Annotated in this window: 13 protein-coding genes; 12 read left to right on the top strand and 1 reads right to left on the bottom strand. The window is 39.2% G+C overall.

Annotation, left to right across the window (positions count from 1 at the left end; genetic code table 11):
• Positions 1–602: 602 nt before the first annotated feature.
• The 7 genes from H4J76_RS03540 to H4J76_RS03510 all read left to right on the top strand — a co-directional run bounded on the left by H4J76_RS03540 (position 603) and on the right by H4J76_RS03510 (position 14,881).
• Entirely contained in the window at positions 603–3,272 is a 2,670-nt protein-coding gene (locus H4J76_RS03540; protein ID WP_182214912.1) for a glycoside hydrolase family 16 protein, read from the top strand.
• Between the two features lie 76 nt (positions 3,273–3,348).
• Positions 3,349–6,333: a TonB-dependent receptor gene (locus H4J76_RS03535; RefSeq protein ID WP_182214914.1), complete on the top strand. Its 2,985-nt coding sequence runs from the start codon at positions 3,349–3,351 to the stop codon at positions 6,331–6,333.
• A gap of 138 nt (positions 6,334–6,471) precedes the next feature.
• Positions 6,472–7,800 (top strand): glycoside-pentoside-hexuronide (GPH):cation symporter, encoded by a 1,329-nt coding sequence (locus tag H4J76_RS03530; protein WP_182214915.1) that lies wholly within the window; start codon positions 6,472–6,474, stop codon positions 7,798–7,800.
• 156 nt (positions 7,801–7,956) lie between these two features.
• The gene (locus H4J76_RS03525; RefSeq protein WP_182214917.1) at positions 7,957–9,369 is read left to right on the top strand and encodes a family 16 glycosylhydrolase; all 1,413 of its coding nucleotides are present in this window, start codon (positions 7,957–7,959) and stop codon (positions 9,367–9,369) included.
• Positions 9,370–9,468: 99 nt separating this feature from the next.
• Positions 9,469–12,915 carry a hypothetical protein gene (locus H4J76_RS03520; RefSeq protein ID WP_182214919.1) on the top strand — a complete coding sequence of 1,149 codons (3,447 nt, stop codon included), beginning with the start codon at positions 9,469–9,471 and terminating at the stop codon, positions 12,913–12,915.
• A 93-nt stretch (positions 12,916–13,008) separates the two neighbouring features.
• Entirely contained in the window at positions 13,009–13,896 is an 888-nt protein-coding gene (locus H4J76_RS03515; RefSeq protein WP_182214921.1) for a glycosyl hydrolase family 17 protein, read from the top strand.
• Positions 13,889–14,881: a glycosyl hydrolase family 17 protein gene (locus H4J76_RS03510; protein ID WP_220465903.1), complete on the top strand. Its 993-nt coding sequence runs from the start codon at positions 13,889–13,891 to the stop codon at positions 14,879–14,881. The genes H4J76_RS03515 and H4J76_RS03510 overlap by 8 nt, the downstream gene beginning before the upstream one ends.
• A gap of 154 nt (positions 14,882–15,035) precedes the next feature.
• On the opposite strand, the gene H4J76_RS03505 is transcribed toward H4J76_RS03510, so the two are convergent.
• Positions 15,036–16,946 (bottom strand): methyl-accepting chemotaxis protein, encoded by a 1,911-nt coding sequence (locus tag H4J76_RS03505; protein WP_182214922.1) that lies wholly within the window; start codon positions 16,944–16,946, stop codon positions 15,036–15,038.
• Between the two features lie 409 nt (positions 16,947–17,355).
• On the opposite strand from H4J76_RS03505, the gene H4J76_RS03500 reads away from it, so the two are divergent.
• The 5 genes from H4J76_RS03500 (at position 17,356) to H4J76_RS03480 (ending at position 22,667) form a co-directional block, all read left to right on the top strand.
• A complete protein-coding gene (locus H4J76_RS03500; RefSeq protein ID WP_182214924.1) occupies positions 17,356–18,522 on the top strand; it encodes a sensor histidine kinase in 1,167 nt (388 codons plus the stop codon).
• Positions 18,523–18,537: 15 nt separating this feature from the next.
• Positions 18,538–19,359, top strand: coding sequence for a LytTR family DNA-binding domain-containing protein (locus tag H4J76_RS03495; RefSeq protein ID WP_182214926.1), 822 nt, complete (start codon positions 18,538–18,540; stop codon positions 19,357–19,359).
• A 200-nt stretch (positions 19,360–19,559) separates the two neighbouring features.
• Positions 19,560–20,327 carry a sugar-binding protein gene (locus H4J76_RS03490; RefSeq protein WP_182214928.1) on the top strand — a complete coding sequence of 256 codons (768 nt, stop codon included), beginning with the start codon at positions 19,560–19,562 and terminating at the stop codon, positions 20,325–20,327.
• A gap of 156 nt (positions 20,328–20,483) precedes the next feature.
• Positions 20,484–22,106 carry a glycoside hydrolase family 30 beta sandwich domain-containing protein gene (locus H4J76_RS03485; protein WP_259377113.1) on the top strand — a complete coding sequence of 541 codons (1,623 nt, stop codon included), beginning with the start codon at positions 20,484–20,486 and terminating at the stop codon, positions 22,104–22,106.
• Positions 22,107–22,154: 48 nt separating this feature from the next.
• Positions 22,155–22,667, top strand: a complete 513-nt coding sequence (locus H4J76_RS03480; RefSeq protein ID WP_182214931.1) for a tyrosine-protein phosphatase — start codon at positions 22,155–22,157, stop codon at positions 22,665–22,667.
• The last annotated feature ends 225 nt before the right edge of the window (positions 22,668–22,892 follow it).

Here is a 22,892-nt window from a genome sequence, read left to right as displayed (position 1 = left end):
TTGTACTGAAATCGTACTTTTGTTGAACGCTTTGAGTTTAAAATGTACGAGATTGTTAGTGGTAGGGAGATAAATAATAGCTTTTATCCGCTAATTGTTAGCGGTGTTTTACACGTGACGGGCGATTTTATCGGGCAATCAACCCTTGAAATAATGCGGAGTATTTATTAGTGTGATGGCAAGAGGCTAAGGTTTAACACTTATCAATTGGGTGTCTTTTGGTGTTCATTCTTAAAAGCTAATGGGTAAAGAGAGCACTGAGCTTAGTCTTTATCATATTATATAGATGATGACTCACCTTGCTTTAAAGTTGTATTAGCCTCTTAATACAAAACCCAAGTAAAGCGGTAATTATAAAAGCCAAAAAGGTCATCAAAAAAAGTCGTTTGACCCTGTTTTGTCCATTTCAACTTTGCACTATCCCATCTGACCGTATTTAAATGCTAATTAGTAAATCGTTGTGCTAAAAGATATTTAGTTAATAACAGTATTTTGTTTACGATTGTATTTGTATTCACGTGAGCTTTGTAGATAAAAGCAGCGTATAGACATTATAAAAATGATTATAAATATTTGATTTGGATATCTCTAGGGGAGAAGACATGAAAACTAAAAGCAGTGTTAAATTTAAAACACAAGGCTTGGCCGCGTTAATAGGGCTAACGGTTACGTTAGGACTTGCTGGCTGTGGTGGTGCAGCCACCGAAACTAAACCAGATATTATTGATCCACAACAACCTGTCTCTGATTGGAAAATGGTGTGGAATGATGAGTTTGATGCAAGCACAATAAACAGTCAAAACTGGACGCATGAAGTTAACTGTGACGGTGGTGGTAACCAAGAGAAACAATGTTACACCGACAGCGCTGAAAACTCATATATACAAGATGGTATATTAAACATTGTAGCCTTACCCGCAGCCGAGGGCGCCGCTTTACCTTACACATCGGCACGCATGATGACGCGTTACAAAGCCGATTTTAAATATGGACGTATGGAAATGCGTGCTAAAGCGCCTTCAGGACAAGGAAGCTGGCCCGCATTTTGGATGATGCCTACCGATGAAGAATATGGCGAATGGCCACGTTCGGGTGAAATTGATATCTTTGAATCAGTTAACTTAGGTGTCGCGAGAGAAGACGGTACCGCAGAAAACCATGTTTACGGAACACTTCATTATGGTAAGAGCTGGCCTAACAATTCTCAATCAGGACAAGCTTATAGCCTAGCAAGTGGCGCTAACCCAGCTGATGATTTCCACACTTACGCCATTGAGTGGCAAGAAGGTGAAATTCGTTGGTACATGGATGACCATTTATATGCAACACAGCGACAATCCAAAATTCGCTACAACTCTAAAGATGAAGCAGTAGGCTTAGCACATCGAGGTTGGTTTACTGAATACTACGACCAATTATCGGGTGAATTAAAAACCTATTGGAGCAAGGCTCCTTACGACAAAGAATTTTATTTAGTACTTAACTTTGCTGTTGGTGGCACTTGGCCTGAAAATGTTAATAACTTAGGTGTTGATGCAACAGCTTTTGGTGCAGATAACAAATTTGAAATTGACTATGTACGTGTTTACCAATGTCAGCAAAATATTGATACCGGTAAAGGCTGTGAAACAGTAAGACCTGGTTACGATAGTTTAGAAGATGGTCTAATTGAAGGTAAAGCGCCAGTTCCATTGCCTCCAAGTGATGGTGTTGCTAAAAACCTAGATATTTTTAACGGTACTTTAAATGCTAACTGGATTGCTTGGGATTGCTGTGGTGGTACTTCTCCTGCAATTATCGCTGATGCCGATAAAGGCGATGCTGTTCAATTTAATATTAATGATAACAATGGCACCGTATTAGGTTTTTCAACGCGAGGCGGACATTTTGGCGATGATTTTTCTGGTGAGTCTAGCCCTTTTGATGCATCACCATTAGTTGATTTAAATGGTACTTTGTCATTTGAAATGAAAGTGGTTACCCCGCCATCTTCTGCGACTACTTGGTTATTAAAAGTCGAAGCCGGTGACGGCGGACCTAATACTGGCGATGTTGCGCTTAACACCAGTAATGAAGGTGCAGATCCTGTTGTTGGTCAATGGCAAACTTATACATTCCCATTATCAGTCTTACAAGACGCAGGTCTAGATCTTAGTGCAATTGATGTTGTGATGATATTCCCAGCTTGGCAAACAGGCGAAGGTGCTGAATACTTAATTACTAATATCGCGATTGAAGGTGACGTTGGTGGAGCGCCTGAATTAGTGGTCTTTACCGATGACGAAAATCCAAGCTGGCCAATGTGGGATTGTTGTGGCGGTTCTATGCCTACTGTTGAGTTAGACGATGATGCTCACGGTAACGTAGCTGAATTTTCTATCGGTGGTCAGCCAACTGTAATGGGCTTTATTTCAAGAGCTGATAACACAGATTCACCTGCGCCATTTGATGCCTCTGCGATTCTTTCTAACGGTGTAATTCAATTTGAAATGAAAGTAACGGCTATGCCTGGTGATGCGGCTTGGATGTTTAAAGTTGAAGCAGACAATAATGCGACCTTCGCAGAACTTCCGTTAACTGACTCTGTTGAAGGTGTTTCACCTGCTCTAGACCAATGGCAAACCTATACTTTTAACTTATCTGACTTAGCAAATGCTGGTTTAGATGTCAGTGCGATTGATGTCTTAATGGTTTTCCCTGCATGGGGTGCTGGCGAAGGTGCTATTTACCGTTTAGATAACGTTAAAATTTATGACCCAACAGCAACAACTGTCAACAATGATGTTTTATTTGCTGATGCACCTGCTACAGGTTGGTCAATGTGGGATTGTTGTGGTGGCACAACACCAACACTTGAAAACGATGATACCGCGCATGGCGTAACGGCTGAATATGTTATTGGTTCACAGCCAACGGTTGTTGGGCTTGATGCTGAAGATGGCGTTTTTGTTGATGCATCAGCTATCTTAGCCAACGGTGTGGTGAAATTTGATGTTAAAGTTGTTACACCACCAAATGATGCGGCAAGTGTTTGGATGTTTAAAATCGAGTCAAATAAAGCCGAAACTTTTGCAGAGCTTCCTTTAACAGGCAGCACAGAAGGAAAAGCACCGACTACGGGTGAATGGCAAACCTACACATTCCCACTACAAACATTATTTGATGCGGGTTTGGATATTAGTCAGATAGATGTATTAATGATTTTCCCTGCTTGGGGAACTGGAGAAGGGGCTGTTTTTCGTCTTGACAATGTGATGATAACGGCACTGTAACCACGATATTAGCAAAGGTTGAGCGGCTTTAAACAGCCGCCGTCATTAAAACTAATTTTAAGAAAGTAGGGTAACCATGAAACATTCAATTTTTAATAAAAAGCGCCTAGCCGTTTGTATATCAGCGGTTTTAGCAACCGGTTTGAGCAGTCAGCTTTATGCCGAAGAAGCAGTAACAGATAAAGTCAATAATAGTGAAAAAGACGCTGCGATAGAAGTTATTCAAGTAACTGGTATCATGAGCAGTTTGTCTCGCTCTATGTCAGTAAAAAGAAACGCTTCTGGCGTTGTCGACGTCATATCTGCTGAAGATATGGGTAAATTTCCAGACACTAACTTAGCCGAGTCATTACAACGTATTACCGGTGTTTCGGTCAGTCGTTCTAATGGCGAAGGCAGCCAGATCACCGTGCGTGGTTTTGGTCCAGAGTTTAACCTAATTACACTTAACGGTCGTCAAATGCCGGGTACGGGTAATTCACGTTCATACAGTTTAGAAAATTTATCTTCTGATGGTGTTAGTGCTATCGAAGTACATAAAACTGCGCGTGCAGAAAACCCAAGTGGTGGTCTTGGCGCGACAGTTAATATTATTACCATGAAGCCTTTTGCTAGCCCAGGTGAGAAATTTGTTCTTTCAGGAAAAGGCATTTATGACTCGTCTAATGTTGAAGGTGATGATGTAACACCAGAATTTTCAGGCTTATACAGTAATACTTTTGCTGATGACACCTTTGGTTTTGCTTTGTCGTTCTCTCATCAACAACGTGACTTTCAACAACAATCGGCAAATATTCAAGGTTGGCAGTTTCAGCCAGACGCACAGCTTCCGACTTTAGATGATGACAAAGTCATTGATAATCGTGATGCAAATGCGGCAGCGGGTGCTTTTTTCCCTCGTGATATGAACTATGGTATTGCTAATGTTGAGCGTGAAAGAACTAATGCCAATGTTACTTTTCAATATGCGCCTATTGAAAGTGTGATTATGACACTTGATTATACGATGGGAGAGTCAACCACGGGCACTAATTCTATTGGTTGGGGTCAATGGCACGATTTTGGTGGCAACATTGATGCTTACGAATTAGATGAAAATGGTACAGTTATTTTTGCCGACTTGTCTGGTAACGATGGTTCTTATACGGCCAATCGAAATACAACTGAAACGAATGAAAGCTCATTAGGTTTTAATGTTGAATGGCGACCGTCAGATGACTTTGTTTTTTCAGTCGATTACCATAGTTCAGAAAATAAAGCTGATAATGGCAAAGATAAAGGCATGAATGGCACGGGATCATTAGTTTTTGGTTCAGATCAATTAGTTAATAAACATTATGACTTCAGACAAGGTGATATTCCACAAGGGACAATCTTCTGGAAAAATGGCTCTACAACGCTTGCACCTAGTGAAATGGATTCACATTTTAGCCAATTTGAGCATACTCCTGGAAAGTCTGAAATTGATCAACTGCAAATCGATGGTTCATGGGAAAATCCAGATGACTCGCCATTAAAGTCAGCTAAGTTTGGTGTTGCTCGTACTGAGCAAACCATGGGTGGCTCACGTTCATGGAGTGGTTTGATTGGTGGTTTCTTGTTTAACCCCAATTATTCAGCGGCATTTCCTGATGGCATGTTTGAGTACAATACAACCGATGGCTTTTTGGATGAATTTTCAAATGGCGACAACCCTATGGGTGCTGGATACTATTATAGTTTTGACTTTGATGAAGCGGTTGCTCGTTCAACGTCTTATTTAAACAGTGATGTATTAGGCGACGACTTTTTTAGTACCGACGCTTACCGCCCTGGTAGTGTTCAATCACAATCTTCAGTAGATGAAGATACAACGAGTGTTTATGCGTCGTCTTTATTTGAATTTGAAGTTGCTGAATTACCCGTGCAGGTGAATGTTGGTTTTAGATATGAGCAAACCGATGTAACTAGTAATGTCTTGCAACCTATACCTACCGAAGTTTGGTGGAAAGGTGGCAGTGAGTGGCTTACTCAATATCAACCAGGTGAAAATACTATTTTATCGCTTGAAGGTGAGCATGACGTCTTTTTACCTATGATTGATGCCAAAATTGATCTTAGCGAGGAACTTGTTGCCCGTGCATCTTGGGGGAAAACGATAGCTCGTGCTCCTTTAGGCAGCTTAGCTGGTGGCCGTTCATTAGGGGCAAGTACGCGTCCTAACTCTCGTATAGGTGGTGAAGGTAACACTAATCTTGACCCTTATGAGTCTACTAACCTTGATATTTCTTTAGAATATTATTACGCAGAAGGCAGTTATGCTGCTATTGGTTACTTTAGAAAAGATGTAAAGAATTTTATTAGTAGCCAAACAATAACGACATCAGTTGATGATATGCGTGATATTTATCAGGGACCACGTTGGAATCAAGCGGTATCTGACCTCGGTGGCACGCCAACCAGTGATGAAATTTTCGCACAAATGCAAGCAAATGGAGCGACGTTAAACGCTCAAGGCTTTATTGAACCAGCAGGTGATGATCCTTTAATGCAATGGGATATTACCCGTCCATTCAATGCCCCTGATGACAAGATGGTTGACGGCATAGAAGTCGCTGTTCAACATTTTTTTGGCGAGAGTGGTTTTGGTTTCGGTGCTAATGCGACCTTTGTTGATGGTGATGTTAAATTCGATGTTGAGGACATAACTAAAGTTGATAGTGTTGCTGATTTAGAACCACAAACACCACTAACCGGTTTAAGTGATTCGGCTAACTTTCAATTGTTCTATGAAAAAGAAGGTTTGTCAGTAAAAGTCACTTACGCTTGGCGTGACGAATACCTTATTGGTGTAGGACAAGCTCAAGGTTCTTCTGATGCGCCACCACAATTTGCTAAAGAGTTTGGTCAAGTCGATATGAGTATTAACTACGACATTGATGAAAACTTTACGATATTTGTTGAAGGGTTAAATCTTAATAACGAAACTGAGCAATCTTTTGGTCGTTACGAAGAGCAGTTTTTATCCGCTAGACAATACGGTACTAGATATACTGTAGGTGTTCGTTACAGCTTTAAGTAAACCTGTAATCTAGTGAGTTTCAATTAATAGGCCTATATTGTTTTGCGATATAGGCCTTTTTTGTTTATAGGTTTTTTTATTTTATAACCTTATGTGTATAAGCTCGTTACTTGAGTTAATAATCAAAAGAGACGTTTTATGTTAACAATTCGCGAAAAAATTGCTTATGGCTTAGGTGATACCGCCAGTAATATTATTTTCCAAACGGTAATGATGTTCCTGTTGATTTTTTATACTGATGTGGTGGGTATTTCGCCAGCTGTTGTTGGCACTATGTTTTTAGTGGTGCGTTTATTTGACGCGATAACTGATCCGCTGATGGGGGCACTTGCTGACCGTACTAAAACACGTTTTGGACAATTTCGACCTTATCTACTTTGGCTCGCTGTGCCGTTTGGCATTATTTCTATTATGGCATTTACTACGCCAGACTTGACGGGTAACGCTAAGGTTATATACGCCTTTGTTACTTATACCTTGTTAATGATGGTCTATACCGCAATTAATATCCCATATTCTGCGTTAGGTGGTGTTTTAACAACGCAGCCTGCTGAACGCGTATCAGTGCAAACTTATCGATTCGTCTTAGGGATGCTCGGTGGATTAATTGTTGCCGCAGGCACTTTGCCTTTAGTTGAGTATTTTGGTGATGGTGATAAAGCCAAAGGGTATCAGCTAACTATGGTCGCGATGAGCCTTTTAGGCGTGGCGATGTTTCTATTATGTTTTAGTGGTACTAAAGAACGTGTTTGCGTACCTGAAAATCAGCAAACATCCTTTTTCGACGATTTAAAAGCACTGTGGCAAAATGATCAATGGCGAATATTGTCGCTGGCAGGTTTATTTTTATTAACAGGCCAAGTATTAAGAGCCACATTAGCGATATATTATGTTAAATATGTGCTCGGTCTCGAAGCGCAAATTACTTTATTTATGTCGCTGGGCATGATTGGTAGCATTTTAGGCTGCGCTTGTGCTCAAGCTCTTGCAAAAAGAGTCTGCAAGATTAAGGCTTATATTAGTTTACAGCTCATCGCCGCTTTTATCTGTGTGATCAGTTATTTTGTCCCCAAAGATCAAGTGAACACCGCTTTTGCATTGTTTTTTTTATGGAGCTTCTTTTTACAAATGGCAACCCCTTTGTTGTGGGCAAAGATGGCTGACACCATTGATTATGGTCATTGGAAAACGGGTGTTCGCATAACCGGCATGGTCTATTCTTCGGTGGTGTTTTTTATCAAATTAGGTGTCGCTTTTGGTGGCGCTTTCGCTGGTTGGTTACTGGCTTATTATGGCTACCAAGCAGACGTTGAACAAACAGAAACGGCTAAAGAGGGGATTTTACTATCATTCACTGTTTACCCCGCATTAGGTTCAATACTTGTTGCCTGGGTCATGCGAAAGTACGTGCTTAACAAAGAAAAAGTTGAACAAATACATTTAGCCTTAAAGACTCACGGGGCTTAGTCGTTAAGCGATAAGTGTCGTTTTTACCGCAAGGCTAGTCCATCTTGCCTTGTTTTGATTGCGATACATTCTAGTTCCCTTATTGTTGCTCTTAATATTGCTAATAAATAACGCTACGTAGCTGAGATAACGTTATGAATTTGGAGCTTCAATAAGATGAAGAATAAACAAAGTAACAAAAAATCACTACTGGTCTTGGTCTTAATTTTGATCCCCGTATTACTCGTTGGCCGAGAACTGGTAAGCGACGATGAACGTTATCAGCTCGATGAAGCTCATTTATCTTCTGTTCATCAGGGCGACAAGCAAAGTGATCATAGTGAAAAAGATAACACGGTAGTCTGGGCAATTAATGTTGGTGGTAGTGAATATGTTGGCGTTGACGGTATAAGCTATCAAGCAGATCAATCGATAACTACCGGTGATATAGGTACGATTGAAAATATCAAAGGCTCACAAGATAGTTTTATTTATCAATCTTTTCGCTTTGGTAATATCGGCATTAAGCAACCCATGGAAAATGGCCTGTACGATATCATTTTTAAATTTGCTGAACCCGAAGACAACGCTATGGATGCTCGTGTCTTCAATGTATTTGCTGAGAATAAGCTGGTTATTAGTGATTTAAATGTCAGGCTTGCTCGAGATGGTAAGCATTTATCGGCCTTAGCACGAGCTGTTTATAATGTTGAAGTAACCGATGGACAACTAGATATAAACTTTGAAGCGATCAATGGGCAGCCAATCCTTAGTGCCCTAATTGTCCGTAAAAAAGAAATTGAGTCAAAGCAATGGCAATTAGTTTGGAGTGATGAATTTAATTATCAAGGTAAGCCAGATCCAAATAAATGGAGTTATGATATTTGGCCTGCTCGTAAGGTGAACAGTGAAGATCAAACTTATACCGATAACCTCAAAAATGTCCATGTAAAAGACGGTAATTTAGTGATCACCGCCTATAAAGAAAATTTAGATGATGCAAAATATACCTCTGGCCGTATTCACTCACAAGGTAAAGGCGATTTTCTTTACGGACGTGTCGACGTTAGAGCTAAGTTACCGGCAGGGCAAGGCACTTGGTCAGCTATTTGGATGTTACCTAGTGATCCTTTTAAATATTCAAGCACCTGTCAAGAAAACGACGATTGGCAAGGCAGTGCAACCTGTGATGCTTGGCCTAACTCGGGTGAAATAGACATCATGGAACACGTTGGTTACGACATGCAAACCATTCATGGCACCGTACATAATAAAGCTTATTATTGGGCGAATTGGGAACAACGAAAGGGCAGTATCGAAGGTCAAGATGTTGAAAAAGCCTTTCATCTTTACTCCGTTGAGTGGACGCCAGAGAGTATTACCGTATTGTTTGATAATGTGCCTTATTTCTTTTATAGCAATGAATCTAGCGGCTGGCGCGCTTGGCCTTACGATCATCCTTACCACGTTATTCTAAATCTTGCGATTGGCGGTATGTGGGGCAAAGCAGGTGGACCCATAGATGACAGTATTTTTCCGGTATCAATGGAAGTTGACTTTGTCAGAATATTTAAACCTTTAAATCAGTAAACCGTAAATTTTAGAAATAGATGAATTTAAACATTCATCTATCAATTTATTCAATTATTTAGAACAGTAAAGTACCTTGAGTTTAGGTAGGAATTAAAAATGAAAATATGTAATACCCACAACAATCAAGTGACCGGTGAATTTGTCACTATCGCTGACGAACGTTTTTATGCCATTAACAATGTTAATAAGATGGCTCCTTTTTTTGTTAGCGTTATTTCTAATAGTGACCATTGGCTATTCGTTTCATCAACGGGTGGATTAACCGCAGGGCGTGTATCGCCAGAGACGCCTTTATTTCCTTATATTACCGTAGACAAAATTCATGAAAGTGAGTTAAATACGGGGTGTAAAACCCTATTACGTGTTGATACGGGTAGTGAAAAGGTTGATTGGGAACCCTTTAATCGTGAGCATGAACTTCGTTTTAATATCACCAGAAACTTATACAAGAACGTATTAGGCAATAAACTGTGTTTTGAAGAAATTCATAATGATTTGCAGTTAGCCTTTCGCTATACCTGGGCAACGAGCGACACCTATGGTTTTGTAAGAAAATGTGAATTAGAGAACTTATCAGATAAACCTTTAAGTGTTGAAATTATTGATGGTTTTCAGAATGTATTACCTGCAGGTACACCGCGCTTTACGCAAACAAATTCAAGTAATTTAGTGGATGCCTATAAGTGGACCGAGTTAGATGAAAGTTCAGGTCTTGCCTTTTTTACTTTGTTTTCGGGCATCACCGATAGAGCAGAGCCTTGTGAGTCATTAAAAGCGAATACGGTTTTTTGCCTTGGTTTAGATAACACTAATATTTTACTCTCATCTGAGCAATTAAGTGCTTTTCGACGTGGCGAACAGGTTGAACAGGAAACAACAAAGCGAGGTATTCGTGGCGCATATTTAGTGAATACTACCCTTGAACTTAAGCCGCACAGTGATAAAAAATGGCAATTTATTGCTAATATTGAGCAGACTCAAAGTCAATCTGTTGTCTTGCGTCGTCAGCTAGGCGAACGAAATAAACTTGACGATAATATCAACGATTCTATAGCGAATGGCTCTGATGAATTAGCACGTATTATGGCTTCTGTTGATGGTTTTCAATTAACGGGTGAAGAGAGTGTTGCCGAGCATCACTATGCTAATGTTTTATTTAATGCCTTGCGTGGTGGTATTTTCGACGATCAGTATCAGATCTCTGCAGATGATTTTACCAAGACGATTAATTTATTTAACCATAAGGTTTATCAACGCAATCAAGCGCTGTTAGACAGCTTGCCGGAAAAGTTAGATTTTGTGGAATTACTGACAGAAATTAAAACGTCTGGCGATAGCCAACTTGAGCGCTTAGCTTCTGAATATTTACCTATATCATTTGGTCGTCGTCATGGCGATCCGAGTCGTCCATGGAACCAGTTCGCTATTAAATTAGTGGATGAAAACAATAAGCGTTTGTTAACTTACCAAGGAAATTGGCGAGATATTTTTCAAAACTGGGAGGCATTAACCTATAGCTACCCGCAATTTATTGAAAGTGTTGTTGCCAAGTTTGTTAATGCTTCGACGATGGATGGTTATAATCCTTATAGAATTACCAAAGAAGGCATCGACTGGGAAGTAGAAGAACCTGATGACCCGTGGAGCTATATTGGCTATTGGGGTGATCATCAAATAATTTACTTACAAAAGATGCTTGAGCTGTCGAAGCAATTTCATCCAGAAAAATTGACTGCGATGCTGCGCCAAACACTTTTCAGTTATGCCAATGTGCCTTATCGCATTAAGTCATTTGATGACTTGGTTAAAGATGCTAAAAGCACCGTCACCTATGATGAGTCGCTCGCGCTTAACATTGAGCAACGTGTTAAAACAATGGGGGCTGATGGCAAACTGGTCCTTGACGCCAAGGGTGATGTTTATCAAGTTAACTTGTTGGAAAAATTATTAGTGCCCTTATTGTCTAAATTGGGTAATTTAGTGGTTGATGGCGGCATTTGGTTAAATACCCAAAGACCCGAGTGGAATGATGCAAACAATGCTTTAGTTGGGCAAGGTTTATCTATGGTGACCTTATGTTACTTGCGTCGTTATGTTTGTTTTTTCCAAGAGTTAATTGCTAATGAAACACAAGATGTTGAGTTGTCTATTGAAGTTAACTTATGGTTGACTGATACGGCAAACGCATTAACACATTTAGTTTCAACGTTAACCCCTGAGCCAGTAACTGCTGAGGTACGCTATCAAAGTACTGCAGAACTAGGCATGGCAGCAAGCCATTACCGTCAAGCTATTTATAGCCAAGAAGGTTTTAGTGGTAAGACGCATCAGCAGATTAGTCAGATCAGTGCGATGTTAAGTGATGCCCTACAAGCGATTGAACATACGATTGAGACCAATGAACGCGCCGACGGATTATATAACGCTTATAATTTATTGAGCCTAGAAAATAAGACCTCCAAGGTTAAAAATCTGTACCCAATGCTCGAAGGACAGGTTGCTGCCTTAAGTTCTGGTGCACTTAAACCAAAACAAGTGGTTGATGTACTCGAAGCGCTTTTTGCGAGTGATGTTTATCGCCCCGATCAAAAAAGTTTTATGCTTTACCCCGATAGAAAGCTACCAAGCTTTTTAGAAAAAAATTGTGTTGATGCCCAGCAGGTACAAGAAAACACTTCGCTGCAACAGATGCTTAAACAGGCTGATGAACGTATCATCTTGCAAGATATTGATGGTCAATATCGCTTCAATGCTGATATTACTAATAGCAATGTTCTACAAGATAAATTAACAGAGCTTAGTCAAGAATATCCTCAAGCACTGACAACTGATAAAACAGCGATTTTTGATCTTTATGAGCAAACCTTTAATCATCAAGCTTTTACTGGCCGCTCTGGTGGTATGTTTGGTTTTGAAGGTTTGGGCTGTATCTATTGGCACATGGTTTCTAAGCTGATGTTAGCGGTAGAAGAAAACTTTTTTAACTGTGTTGAGCAAGGAGAAAGTGACGAGGTAAGGCGACAAATTGCCAGTTTATACTATCGAGTTCGTGACGGTATTGGTTTTAACAAAACGCCACTTGAATATGGGGCATTTCCAATGGACCCATACTCTCATACCCCTAAACATTCGGGTGCGCAACAACCGGGTATGACCGGACAAGTGAAAGAAGAAATACTTTCACGTTTTGGCGAGTTAGGTCTTCGCGTTAACGCAGGCGTTGTCTCGTTTGAACCAAGCTTATTGCAATCATGTGAATTTATTCAACAAGCCAAGCCATTTCGCTACCTAGATGTGAACAAAAATTGGCAAGAAATAACGGTGCCAGCAATGGGACTCGCCTTTACTTGGTGTCAGGTTCCAATTGTTTACCAGCTTAACGATGAAGTTGAACCTTCGTTAATGGTGACTTATAAAGACGGTAAACAGCACACATTTTCAGCGTTGAGTTTACCTGCTAAAGAGAGCACTGAGCTGTTTCTTAGAAGCGGTCAAATACAGCAATTAACCTTAACGATGTCAACTGATAATTTATTCTATTAATCATGATTTAGCATAAATTTTTTGGTTGTTTGATTAAAGGCGGGGTATCAATACCCCGTCAATTATATATAACGATGGTTATCGGAGACGAGCATGTCGAGTAAATACAATAAGCATATGTCATTGGCTGGAATGAATCTTGGTCATTCTTCTAGAGAAGACTTACAAAGTGCTGTTAATGGGGTACTTGATAATAAAATTCATGGTATTTCCTTTAGCCCTTATACCGAAGGGCAAGGGCCTGGCACTAAGATAAGCGAGGCACAGATATCGGCACGTATGGCGATTATTTCTCCTAGTATTAACTGGATCCGTTCTTTTTCTTGTACTGATGGTAATGAAAATATCCCCAAGATAGCAAAGCAGCAAGGTTTAAAAACCTTAGTCGGTGCGTGGCTAGATGATGATTTAGAAAATAATGAGAAAGAAATCAACAACCTGATAGCGGTTGCACAACAAGGTTATGCCGATATTGTTGCCGTTGGCAATGAAGTCCTACTGCGTGAAGACTTAAGTGAAGGACAATTAATCGCTTACATTAATCGTGTAAAAGCAGCATTACCGGGTATCGAAGTAGGCTATGTTGACGCTTACTATGAATTTGAAGAACATCCCAAGGTTACCGACGCCTGCGACTTGATCTTAGCGAATTGTTATCCTTTTTGGGAAGGCTGTGCCCTTGAGTACTCCATTCTTTACATGAAAGACATGTATCGCCGTGCAATTAAAGCTGGCAAGGGTAAAAAAGTTATTATCACTGAAACTGGCTGGCCGAACGAAGGTCCAGCAGAGTGGGGTGCTGTGCCATCTTATGAAAACGCCATTAAGTACTTTTTAGGTACTTATCAGTGGGCAGAAGAAGAAAATATAGCGGTCTTCTATTTTTCATCATTTGATGAGGTTTGGAAAGTTAAAGATGAAGGCGGTGTTGGCGCGCATTGGGGTCTTTGGGATAAAAACGGGAAATTAAAGTATGTTTAAAAAACACAGTGATAAAATAGCAACAATCAGTTCGATGAAATTGCTTCATGAAAATGCTATTTGTTATTCTGGCTATCGTGACGGGCAAAATCCAAGAGAAGGTCTTTACCCAAGTTATAATGAAGTTAAAGAAGACTTACTTATTTTGAAAAAAAACTGGAGCTACCTTCGACTTTACGATTGTGGACCACACGCCGAACTTGTTCTTGATGTTATTAAAACTGAAAAACTGCATTTCAAAGTAATGCTAGGCGTCGATATGGCAGCAGAAATGAGTAACCCTAACTGTCCTTGGGGCGCTGATTTTAGTCAAGAAGTTATTAATGCTAATCGTCAGAAAAATTGTGATGAAATTCATAGTATGATCGCACTTACCAAAAAGTATGATGATATCGTATTTTCAGTTTCTGTCGGTAATGAAGCGAGTGTCGAATGGACAGACCATATGGTACCTGTCGATAGTTTAGTAAACTATGTAAAACAAATTAAAAAAGAAATTCATCAACCGGTAACTTTTTGTGAAAACTATGTCCCTTGGACATACAAACTTGAGCCCTTGGTTGCTGAACTAGATTTTATTTCCATTCATACTTACCCTGCCTGGGAATACAGAACGATGGAAGATGCACTCGAATATACCAAACAAAATTATTACAGTGTTGCCCATCATTATCCTGACAAACCGGTGATAATTACCGAAGCGGGTTGGACAACGGCATCAAATGGACGGGGCATAGAGCCTTGGAATGCTAACGAAGTACTACAGGCAGAATATTATCAGCAACTACTTGCTTGGACGACAGAAGAAAAAATACTGACCTTTGTCTTTGAAGCCTTTGATGAACCATGGAAAGGATCTCCTGATAAATTAGAACCTGAAAAACATTGGGGACTCTTTAAAGTCGACCGTACGCCTAAGTTAGTGATGAAAAATATTTATCCAAACGAGGTTATAAACATTAACAAAAACAATGCTGTTGCTTAGTTTTCGTTAAAGTTTAACTGTCAATAAAAGTAATAACCCAAGGATTTTGTCAGCAAATATTGCTCGGTCAAAGTCGTTGGGTTTTATTTTATTGGTCAAATTAAAGACTAAATGATTGAAAATCCCTTATTCACCCAAGCCATTAACCTTTCCCTTATATTTTAAAGCGTTTGACCAAGCTATCAAGATTCATTGCCATTGCAGTAAGTGATTCACTTGAAGAGGCTATACGGGTTGATATTTGCGCACTGTTTTCTGTGCTATCGCTTATCGTATGAACGTGAATATTAATTTCACCAACAACGGCTGCTTGCTCTTCTGTTGCTGTGGCCACCTGAGTATTTAGATCTGAAATGAGCTGAATATTAGCAACAATTTCCTCAAGTGCCTCTGTTGTCTGTTGAGCATCCGTTGCGCCAACTTCGGCGGTCACTTTGCTTTCCCTCACGCTATCAACGGCTCGCTGAGACTCTGATTGCAAAAGGTTGATCATTTTATTAATTTCATCAGTGGACTCACTGGTGCGCTTCGCTAAGTTACGAACTTCATCAGCGACCACCGCAAAACCACGACCTTGTTCGCCTGCACGAGCAGCCTCAATCGCGGCATTTAATGCCAGTAAATTTGTTTGCTCTGAAATTCCTCGTATAACATCAAGCACACTGCTAATAGCGTTGCTTTTATTCGCTAAAGATTCAATGGTAACAGACACAGAATCCATATTTTGTGCCATCTGGTAAATATTCTCAGTTGATTCTTTAACAACAACTTGTGCATTTTTAGCTTGGGTTATCGCTTCGCTGGTCGAGTCAGCCGCATGTGCGGCGTTTGCTGCAATTTCTGTAATGGTTGAACCCATTTCACTAATAGCCGTTGCAACTTGTGTGGCGATGTCACGCTGACCTTCAGCATCGAGTTTTGACTGCTCTGCATCTTGGGAAACATCTAACGATGCTTGGCGGACATCTTTTGATGTTTTAGCGACATCATTAACTACCGAGTGTATTTTACTGATAAAAGTATTAAAACCATGGGCCAAACGTGAGACTTCTTCGCTGCCGCTTTCACTTAGTCGGTAACTAAGGTCGCCTTCACCATCCCCCAAGGCTTTAAATAATCCAGCGAGGTCATTGATAGGTTGCGTTAAACTTTTTGCAAAAATGATACTGATCAAAATAAACACTACGACAATAATGGCAAACCAAATCAGCATATAATTTCGTGACTCGTTCAACGCTAAGTACAATTCAGCCTTTGGCACTTCTGCAACAACATACCAACCCAAACTTGAGATATAGCTTGTCGCCACGATTAAACTTTCTGTTTCTTGAAAAGAAAATTGTTCTTTTGATAACAGCGTTTGAAAATTTATATCTTTATATATATCAGTCAAGTTCGCCTTTTCACTTTTTGCTTTATCTTGATGAATTTTTACCAACCCCGAGTGATCAACAAGATACACTAAACCTGACTCTTCAATTTTAAAGCTGTTTAGGTAACTAACCATGTCATTAAATGATTTAGATAATCCAGAAACACCTCGTCCATTAAGTTGTTGATAGTTGATAAAAACATCTACATTACCATTCGGATAAGCGTAGGTACTTGCCGACTCTTCTTTATTACTATTGGTAAATGCAAAAAACCAACCATCAAGACTGTCATCTTTGAGAACACGAAGAAAGCCATCTTGGTTCCAATATTTAGCTGTTTTTCGATCGGCGAAGGAAGCATTACTTAAATTGTTATCTTTAGCGATGTTACTCAGCATGCTAATAACGTTAGCTTCATTGTCTTTGCTGGCACCAGACTCTATCCAATCAAGTAGAAAAGGGTTAGTGGCAATAGATTTTGTTAACACTTTCATTTCAGAAATTTCACCGTCGACTGCATTACGAACGCGCAGCAGGAGATTAGGTAAATCTGATTGTTGTAGTCTGGATATAAGCAGTTCTTTGGCTTTTGAGTGGCCAACAAAGCCAACAATACTGGTCGATATGATAACGGCCATTAACATAGCAATGACTAACTTAGATCGGATAGAAAGGGTGGTTAAAAATCTCATTAAATAGATCCTATTTGCAAGTTTTCCACAAACTTTTCGGTTACGGCGATTTGTCCATAAAATCCTTTTTATAAGGGTTTTAAAATAGATTCGCTCTCAATTTGCTTGAGCTTAACATATCCATGTAGTCGCACCATTTAAAACCACAACAATTTAACTTTCTTTCAAGATAGCTAATTATTTCAGCTGATTAAATATAAAATCACTTTATTTGAATAGCAAAAATATTTTTTGATGGCAATGAACTATCGATTAACTTACTGACTTAATGACTCAGTAAGTTAAGTTAAGTTAAGCTATTTTTACCTTAATGAGATGAAACGGTCTTTAGCAACGATAGTAAGGAAATTTTTATTCGACCATCAGTGGTGGAAGGGGTAGTATAATATCAGATGATTTCGGAGCAAATATGTCTGACAACCCACTATTACGTTTCAATAAATTTATTTCAAAAAAGCCAGAGTATCTATTTTGGGTTTTACAAATCTGCTTTTGGTCTTTCGTTTCATTAATTAGCCTGATATCACTGACACTTTGGTATGTCCAAATCGATGTCGAGCACCTTAATCACACTTTTTGGCAGTCTGTTGTGGGGATATTTTGTTCATTGCCACTGTATTGGATTTTCATGAGGTGTTGGCACTCACCTATTTTTACCCGCGTACTGATAACCATCGTTTCAGTGATTTGTATTTCCTTTATTTGGACACTTATCCGAGTCAAACTTTATATAGAACTGACCAGCTCTGCCGGTAATTGGGACGAGTTTGGCGGCTGGTATTTTAGTAGTATTTTTATTTTCTTTTGTTGGACCGGTTTTTTTCATGGTATTCGCTATTATCAATTGTTGCAATTTGAGCATAAAATGTTGCTTTCAAAGGCAGCGGAAGCTAAAGAAGAGCAATTAAAAAGAGTGAACGCGCAATCGGTAGCCCGAGATGCAAAAATAAAAATGTTACGTTACCAACTCAACCCTCATTTTCTTTGTAACACCCTCAATGCCATTAATTCTCTGATCGAATGCGAAGCTCCAGAGAAAGCTCAGCGGATGACCGTTCAATTAAGTAAGTTTTTACGTTATTCATTAGACAATAACCCTGATACTAAAATTGCGTTAGAATTTGAAATTATCGCACTTAACTTATATTTAGAAATAGAGAAAACCCGTTTTGGCGAGCGACTTAAATTAGATTTTAAAATTTCTGATAAAGCAAAGTTAGCTTTAATACCGAGTTTATTAATACAACCTATTATTGAAAACTCAATGAAACATGTTATCGCTCAAAATGAAGAGGGTGGCACTATTAGTCTATGGGCTGACGTTGTTGATAAAATGTTGGTGTTAGAGTTAAGTGATACCGGTTCTGGAACCGCGGTTGACGGTAGTAAAATGAAAGGAAAAAGGAGTCGAGGTGTCGGCTTGCGTAATATCGATGAAAGACTTAAAGTGTTATATACAGATGACTACGTATTTAACCTTAATATTATCCCATCAGGTGGTTTAAAAACTATCATTAAGCTGCCTTTTGAAACGCTTGATGAAATAACACCTGCTAGCCAGTACCAAACTCAATGACGGTGAGTTAAATTTATGAATAAGTTAAGAACAATTATTGTTGATGATGAGCCTTTAGCGCTTAATCTCTTGCGTGCAAAGTTAAATAAAATTCCTGAAATAGAAATTATTGCAGAATGTAAAAATGGCCGTGAAGCGATTGAAGCGACGATGGCCTTAGCACCTGATTTACTCTTTTTAGATATACAGATGCCAGGTGTTGATGGTTTTGGCGTTATTAAAAAATTACAATCTGATATTGTTCCTATGGTGGTTTTCACGACCGCATTTGAGCAATATGCTTTAGATGCGTTTGATGTGCATGCCGTTGACTATATTCTTAAACCTATTGATGACGAACGAATTCAGCGCGCCATTCAGCGTGCGTTGGTTCGTTGTGAAAGTGATGAAGACACTTTAAACAAATCTCGCATTATTAGTGCGATAGACTCAATCAATGAAATGGAAAACCCTGATAATGCTTCTTCGCAGAGTATCAGCCTTCCTAAGCTTAATACCGACAAAGTTGAGCGTAAAATCGTCATTAAAGACCGAGACGATATAACCTTGTTAAAACAAACCGATATTGAATGGGTTGACGCAGCAGGAGATTATGTTTGTGTTCATGCGCAAGGCGTTACTCATATTAAACGCTGCACCTTGAAAAATTTGCTAGAAGATTTAGACTCTGAAATGTTTAAACGTGTGCACCGTTCAACGATTGTTAATCTTAATTATATTCAAAAAGTGATCCCGCATACTAAAGGTGAGTTTTTTCTTAAATTAGGTGAATATGACCAAGTTAAAGTGAGCCGTAATTATCGAGAAGTGATCAAGAGTTTTTTAACTGACATGTAGTATATTGACGACGACTCGTGGTCAATATGCCATTTTTTATTTAAGTGATCTTGTTATTGCCCTATATTGACCAGCCTACCGCTTCTAAAATCCCCTTTATCGTAATACGGTTGTTAAAAAAAGCCGCTCATTAGATGATTGATATAACTGTAGATGTTACTCACTTGGGTAAACAGTCATTGTTAATTAAGGGATATTAAATGTTAAGTATTAAACAGATAATTATTGCGTCCATTTTTTCTATGGCATTAATAGTGCCTTGCTATGCAGCCGATAGTCACGCGGCTAATCGACTTAATTATTATGCACCACATGCTGAAAAAGCGCCAAGTGTTGATGGTATTGCCAATGAAAGTGTTTGGCAATTAGCACAGTGGCAAAATTTAGATCAACGATGGTTAGGTCCAGAATTTTCAAAAGAAGACTTTCAAGGCCGATACAAAGTGGTTTGGACGCAAGCTAAATTATATATTATGGCTGAAATTATTGATGACATTCTCATTGATACCCATCGCGACCCCTTGAGCCAATATTGGGATGACGATTGCTTAGAGATTTTTATTGATGAAGATTTCTCTGGCGGTGATCACCAATATAACCATAATGCACTTGCCTACCATATGTCTCTTGATAACCAAGCCATAGATATAGGCACCAACAAAAAGCCGCAGAACTATTCACATCATGTTCAAAGCAACTGGAAACAACAAGGCAATACGGTTATTTGGGAACTAAGCATCGATATTTATAACGATGAATATCAAGATACCACAACAGACTCAAGCAGTATTAACAAACCAGTCGCCTTGTTTGCTGGCAAAGTGATGGGACTCATGGTGGCTTATTGTGATAACGACGGCAGTGAACTACGTGAAAATTTTATTGGCTCTGAGTCTGCAGAGGGTGGAGCGCCCGATCGTGGTTGGATAGATGCGGGTATGTTCGGTAAGCTTATCTTGGCTAAATAATCGCTTAGATAAGCGTTAAGTTTTTCTTTTCCCTCTCCTAGACATGAGCATTATAAAATGAACAATATTGAAAAAAAATTCATCCATAAGTTATTTATTATAACAATCACTTCTCTCACCATAATGAGTTGTGCACCGGTAAATCAGGCAACTCAAATGAATAAAGACACCACCGATATTAATTACCAGCTTTCAATGACCCAAGAAATATTACTGACTAGCGAAGCCGGTGACAAAATAGCGCCACAGCAGAATTTAAGCTTTCAACAAGGTACAGCTACGGGCAAGGTTATTGTGGTAAGGCCAGATATTAAAAAACAAAAGATTGTTGGTATTGGTACATCGTTCACTGAATCTTCCGCTTTTGTGCTTGCACACTTACCTAAAGATAAGCGTGCAGAGGTGATGGAAAATATTTATGGCGAAAAGGGCGCTAATTTTTCAATAGCACGCACGCATATTGGCGCAACAGACTTTGCCGTGGACGGTCGCTATTCATATGCAGAACGTAAAGATGACGCTAACTTAACATCATTCAGTATCGCGGTAGATAGCGATGGTTTTAGCGCTCAAGATTACCCTGGTATTAAAGATGAGAAATTTGATTTGTTGCCAATGATAAAAGAAGCTTACGCGATAAAAAATCAGCAAGTCGATAAAGATTTAAAAATTGTCGCTTCCGCATGGACTGCGCCACCTTGGATGAAAACAATTGAAGACTATTATGTTAAACCAACACCTGAAAATAATCACCAAGGCACGGGCGGCGAATTAAAACCACAGTACGTCGCTACTTATGCAGACTATCTTATTAAGTACCTCGATGCATATCAGCAAGAAGGTATTGAACTCTGGGCACTAACGCCAGTAAATGAACCTCATGGCAACAGTGGTCAATGGGAAAGTATGCATTTTACGCCTAAAAGCCAAAATACTTTTATTAAGGACCATTTAGGACCAAAATTAAAAGCGAGTGCGCACAAAGCGGTTAAATTACTTATTTATGACCAAAATCGTGATGAAATGGAGCATTGGACTGATGAAATACTCGGGGATAAAGAAACGTCTGAGTATGTTTATGGTACAGCCGTTCATTGGTACGAAAGCAGTAATCAAGTTAATGAAGATGTGTTTGACCGGGTTCATGAAAAATTTCCAGAGTTTTCAATTATACATACCGAAGGCACGATTGATGATCTAGGTAAAGATGCACCAGCAGGTATCTTAGATCCTGTCCGCTTTAAAGAAAGTAACTGGTTCAATAATGATGATTTTTGGTGGAACGAAAATGCGACCGACTGGGCGTACACCGCAACTTGGGCACCTAAACCTGAGGATCATCCGATTTACACCCCCGTTCATCGTTATGCACGTAATATTATTGTTAGTTTAGATCATTGGTTAGAGGGCTGGATAGATTGGAATATCGTACTCGATAAGCATGGTGGGCCTAATCACGTAGGTAACTTTTGTGGTGCACCTATCATGATTGATACTGACACAGGTGAGGTTTATTACACCCCGATTTATTATGTATTAGCACAATTTAGTAAAACCATTCGACCAGGTGATACGGCATTACAGGTTAATCAGCAGTTAGAAGGTTTAGACAAAGATGCTTTACACGCCAGCGCTGCAATTAATGACAATGGTTTGGTCAGTGTACAGTTACTTAATACCACTAAAGCACCAATAAATTATTCATTACAAATTGGTAGTCAATATGCGCAAGTAACTATTGCCGCTAATGCCGTGCAAACAGTACGTGTTAAGCTTTAGTTTTTAATCGTTTTAACAAGCCATATAATTAATAAGAGTAAAGATTAAGTGAATAAACATCCCTTTGAAGTTATAGCGCTGGATAACGGTGCTAAGCTGATATTTACCCCTTGTCCTGGCACTAAATTAGTTAGCCTTGAACAATCACTTAAGCAGTTGAAGCAAGAGGGTGTTTCAATGCTGATCACATTAATGTTTGATGAAGAAATGGCAAGTAACAAGGTACTTTCTTTACCTGAACTTTGTCGCCAGTATCAGCTTAGTTGGCTACAATTGCCAATTATTGATGATGAAGCGCCGAGTACTGCTTTTGAAGCGCAATGGGCAATAAATAAAACGACCATAGTCGATGAATTGAAGAATAAAGGTACGGTGGCTATTCATTGTAAAGGCGGCACAGGCCGAACGGGAACTGTTATTGCTCTATTACTATTAGCACTAGGTTGGCCAGTCGATAAAATTGTTACAGAAGTACAAAAAGTGAAACCTAAAGCTTTGAAAATTAAAAAACAACGAGATTATTTGAATCGTCAGTTAACAAAAGCCGAGACACTGTTTTGATAACAATATAAAGGCACTTTTCAGCCAGAAGAGTACTGATTTCATGTTAACTTAGCTCAGAGGTAATTAGTTAAACCCTTTAGCGATTTAATTTTGTCTGCTATCGTGTTAATTCAACTTACGGTGTTATTTAAATTCGCTTTTAACGCATTGATTACCCACTACACCTCATTTAAATTGCAACTATTTGTTGTATCACTCAAGATAAATTAATGACAGTAAGCC

The sequence above is a fragment of the Colwellia sp. BRX9-1 genome, from assembly GCF_014077195.1.
GTDB lineage: Bacteria > Pseudomonadota > Gammaproteobacteria > Enterobacterales > Alteromonadaceae > Colwellia_A.
Note: the sequence above shows the minus strand (reverse complement) of the source record. Positions and strands in the feature narration are given on the sequence as shown.

Coding starts and splice junctions, on each gene's coding strand:
- H4J76_RS03530 (WP_182214915.1), top strand. CDS start 6,472: ATGTTAACAATTCGCGAAAAAATTGCTTATGGCTTAGGTGATACCGCC.
- H4J76_RS03495 (WP_182214926.1), top strand. CDS start 18,538: ATGAATAAGTTAAGAACAATTATTGTTGATGATGAGCCTTTAGCGCTT.
- H4J76_RS03505 (WP_182214922.1), bottom strand. CDS start 16,946: ATGAGATTTTTAACCACCCTTTCTATCCGATCTAAGTTAGTCATTGCT.
- H4J76_RS03535 (WP_182214914.1), top strand. CDS start 3,349: ATGAAACATTCAATTTTTAATAAAAAGCGCCTAGCCGTTTGTATATCA.
- H4J76_RS03485 (WP_259377113.1), top strand. CDS start 20,484: ATGAATAAAGACACCACCGATATTAATTACCAGCTTTCAATGACCCAA.
- H4J76_RS03490 (WP_182214928.1), top strand. CDS start 19,560: ATGTTAAGTATTAAACAGATAATTATTGCGTCCATTTTTTCTATGGCA.
- H4J76_RS03515 (WP_182214921.1), top strand. CDS start 13,009: ATGTCGAGTAAATACAATAAGCATATGTCATTGGCTGGAATGAATCTT.
- H4J76_RS03500 (WP_182214924.1), top strand. CDS start 17,356: ATGTCTGACAACCCACTATTACGTTTCAATAAATTTATTTCAAAAAAG.
- H4J76_RS03540 (WP_182214912.1), top strand. CDS start 603: ATGAAAACTAAAAGCAGTGTTAAATTTAAAACACAAGGCTTGGCCGCG.
- H4J76_RS03525 (WP_182214917.1), top strand. CDS start 7,957: ATGAAGAATAAACAAAGTAACAAAAAATCACTACTGGTCTTGGTCTTA.
- H4J76_RS03510 (WP_220465903.1), top strand. CDS start 13,889: ATGTTTAAAAAACACAGTGATAAAATAGCAACAATCAGTTCGATGAAA.
- H4J76_RS03520 (WP_182214919.1), top strand. CDS start 9,469: ATGAAAATATGTAATACCCACAACAATCAAGTGACCGGTGAATTTGTC.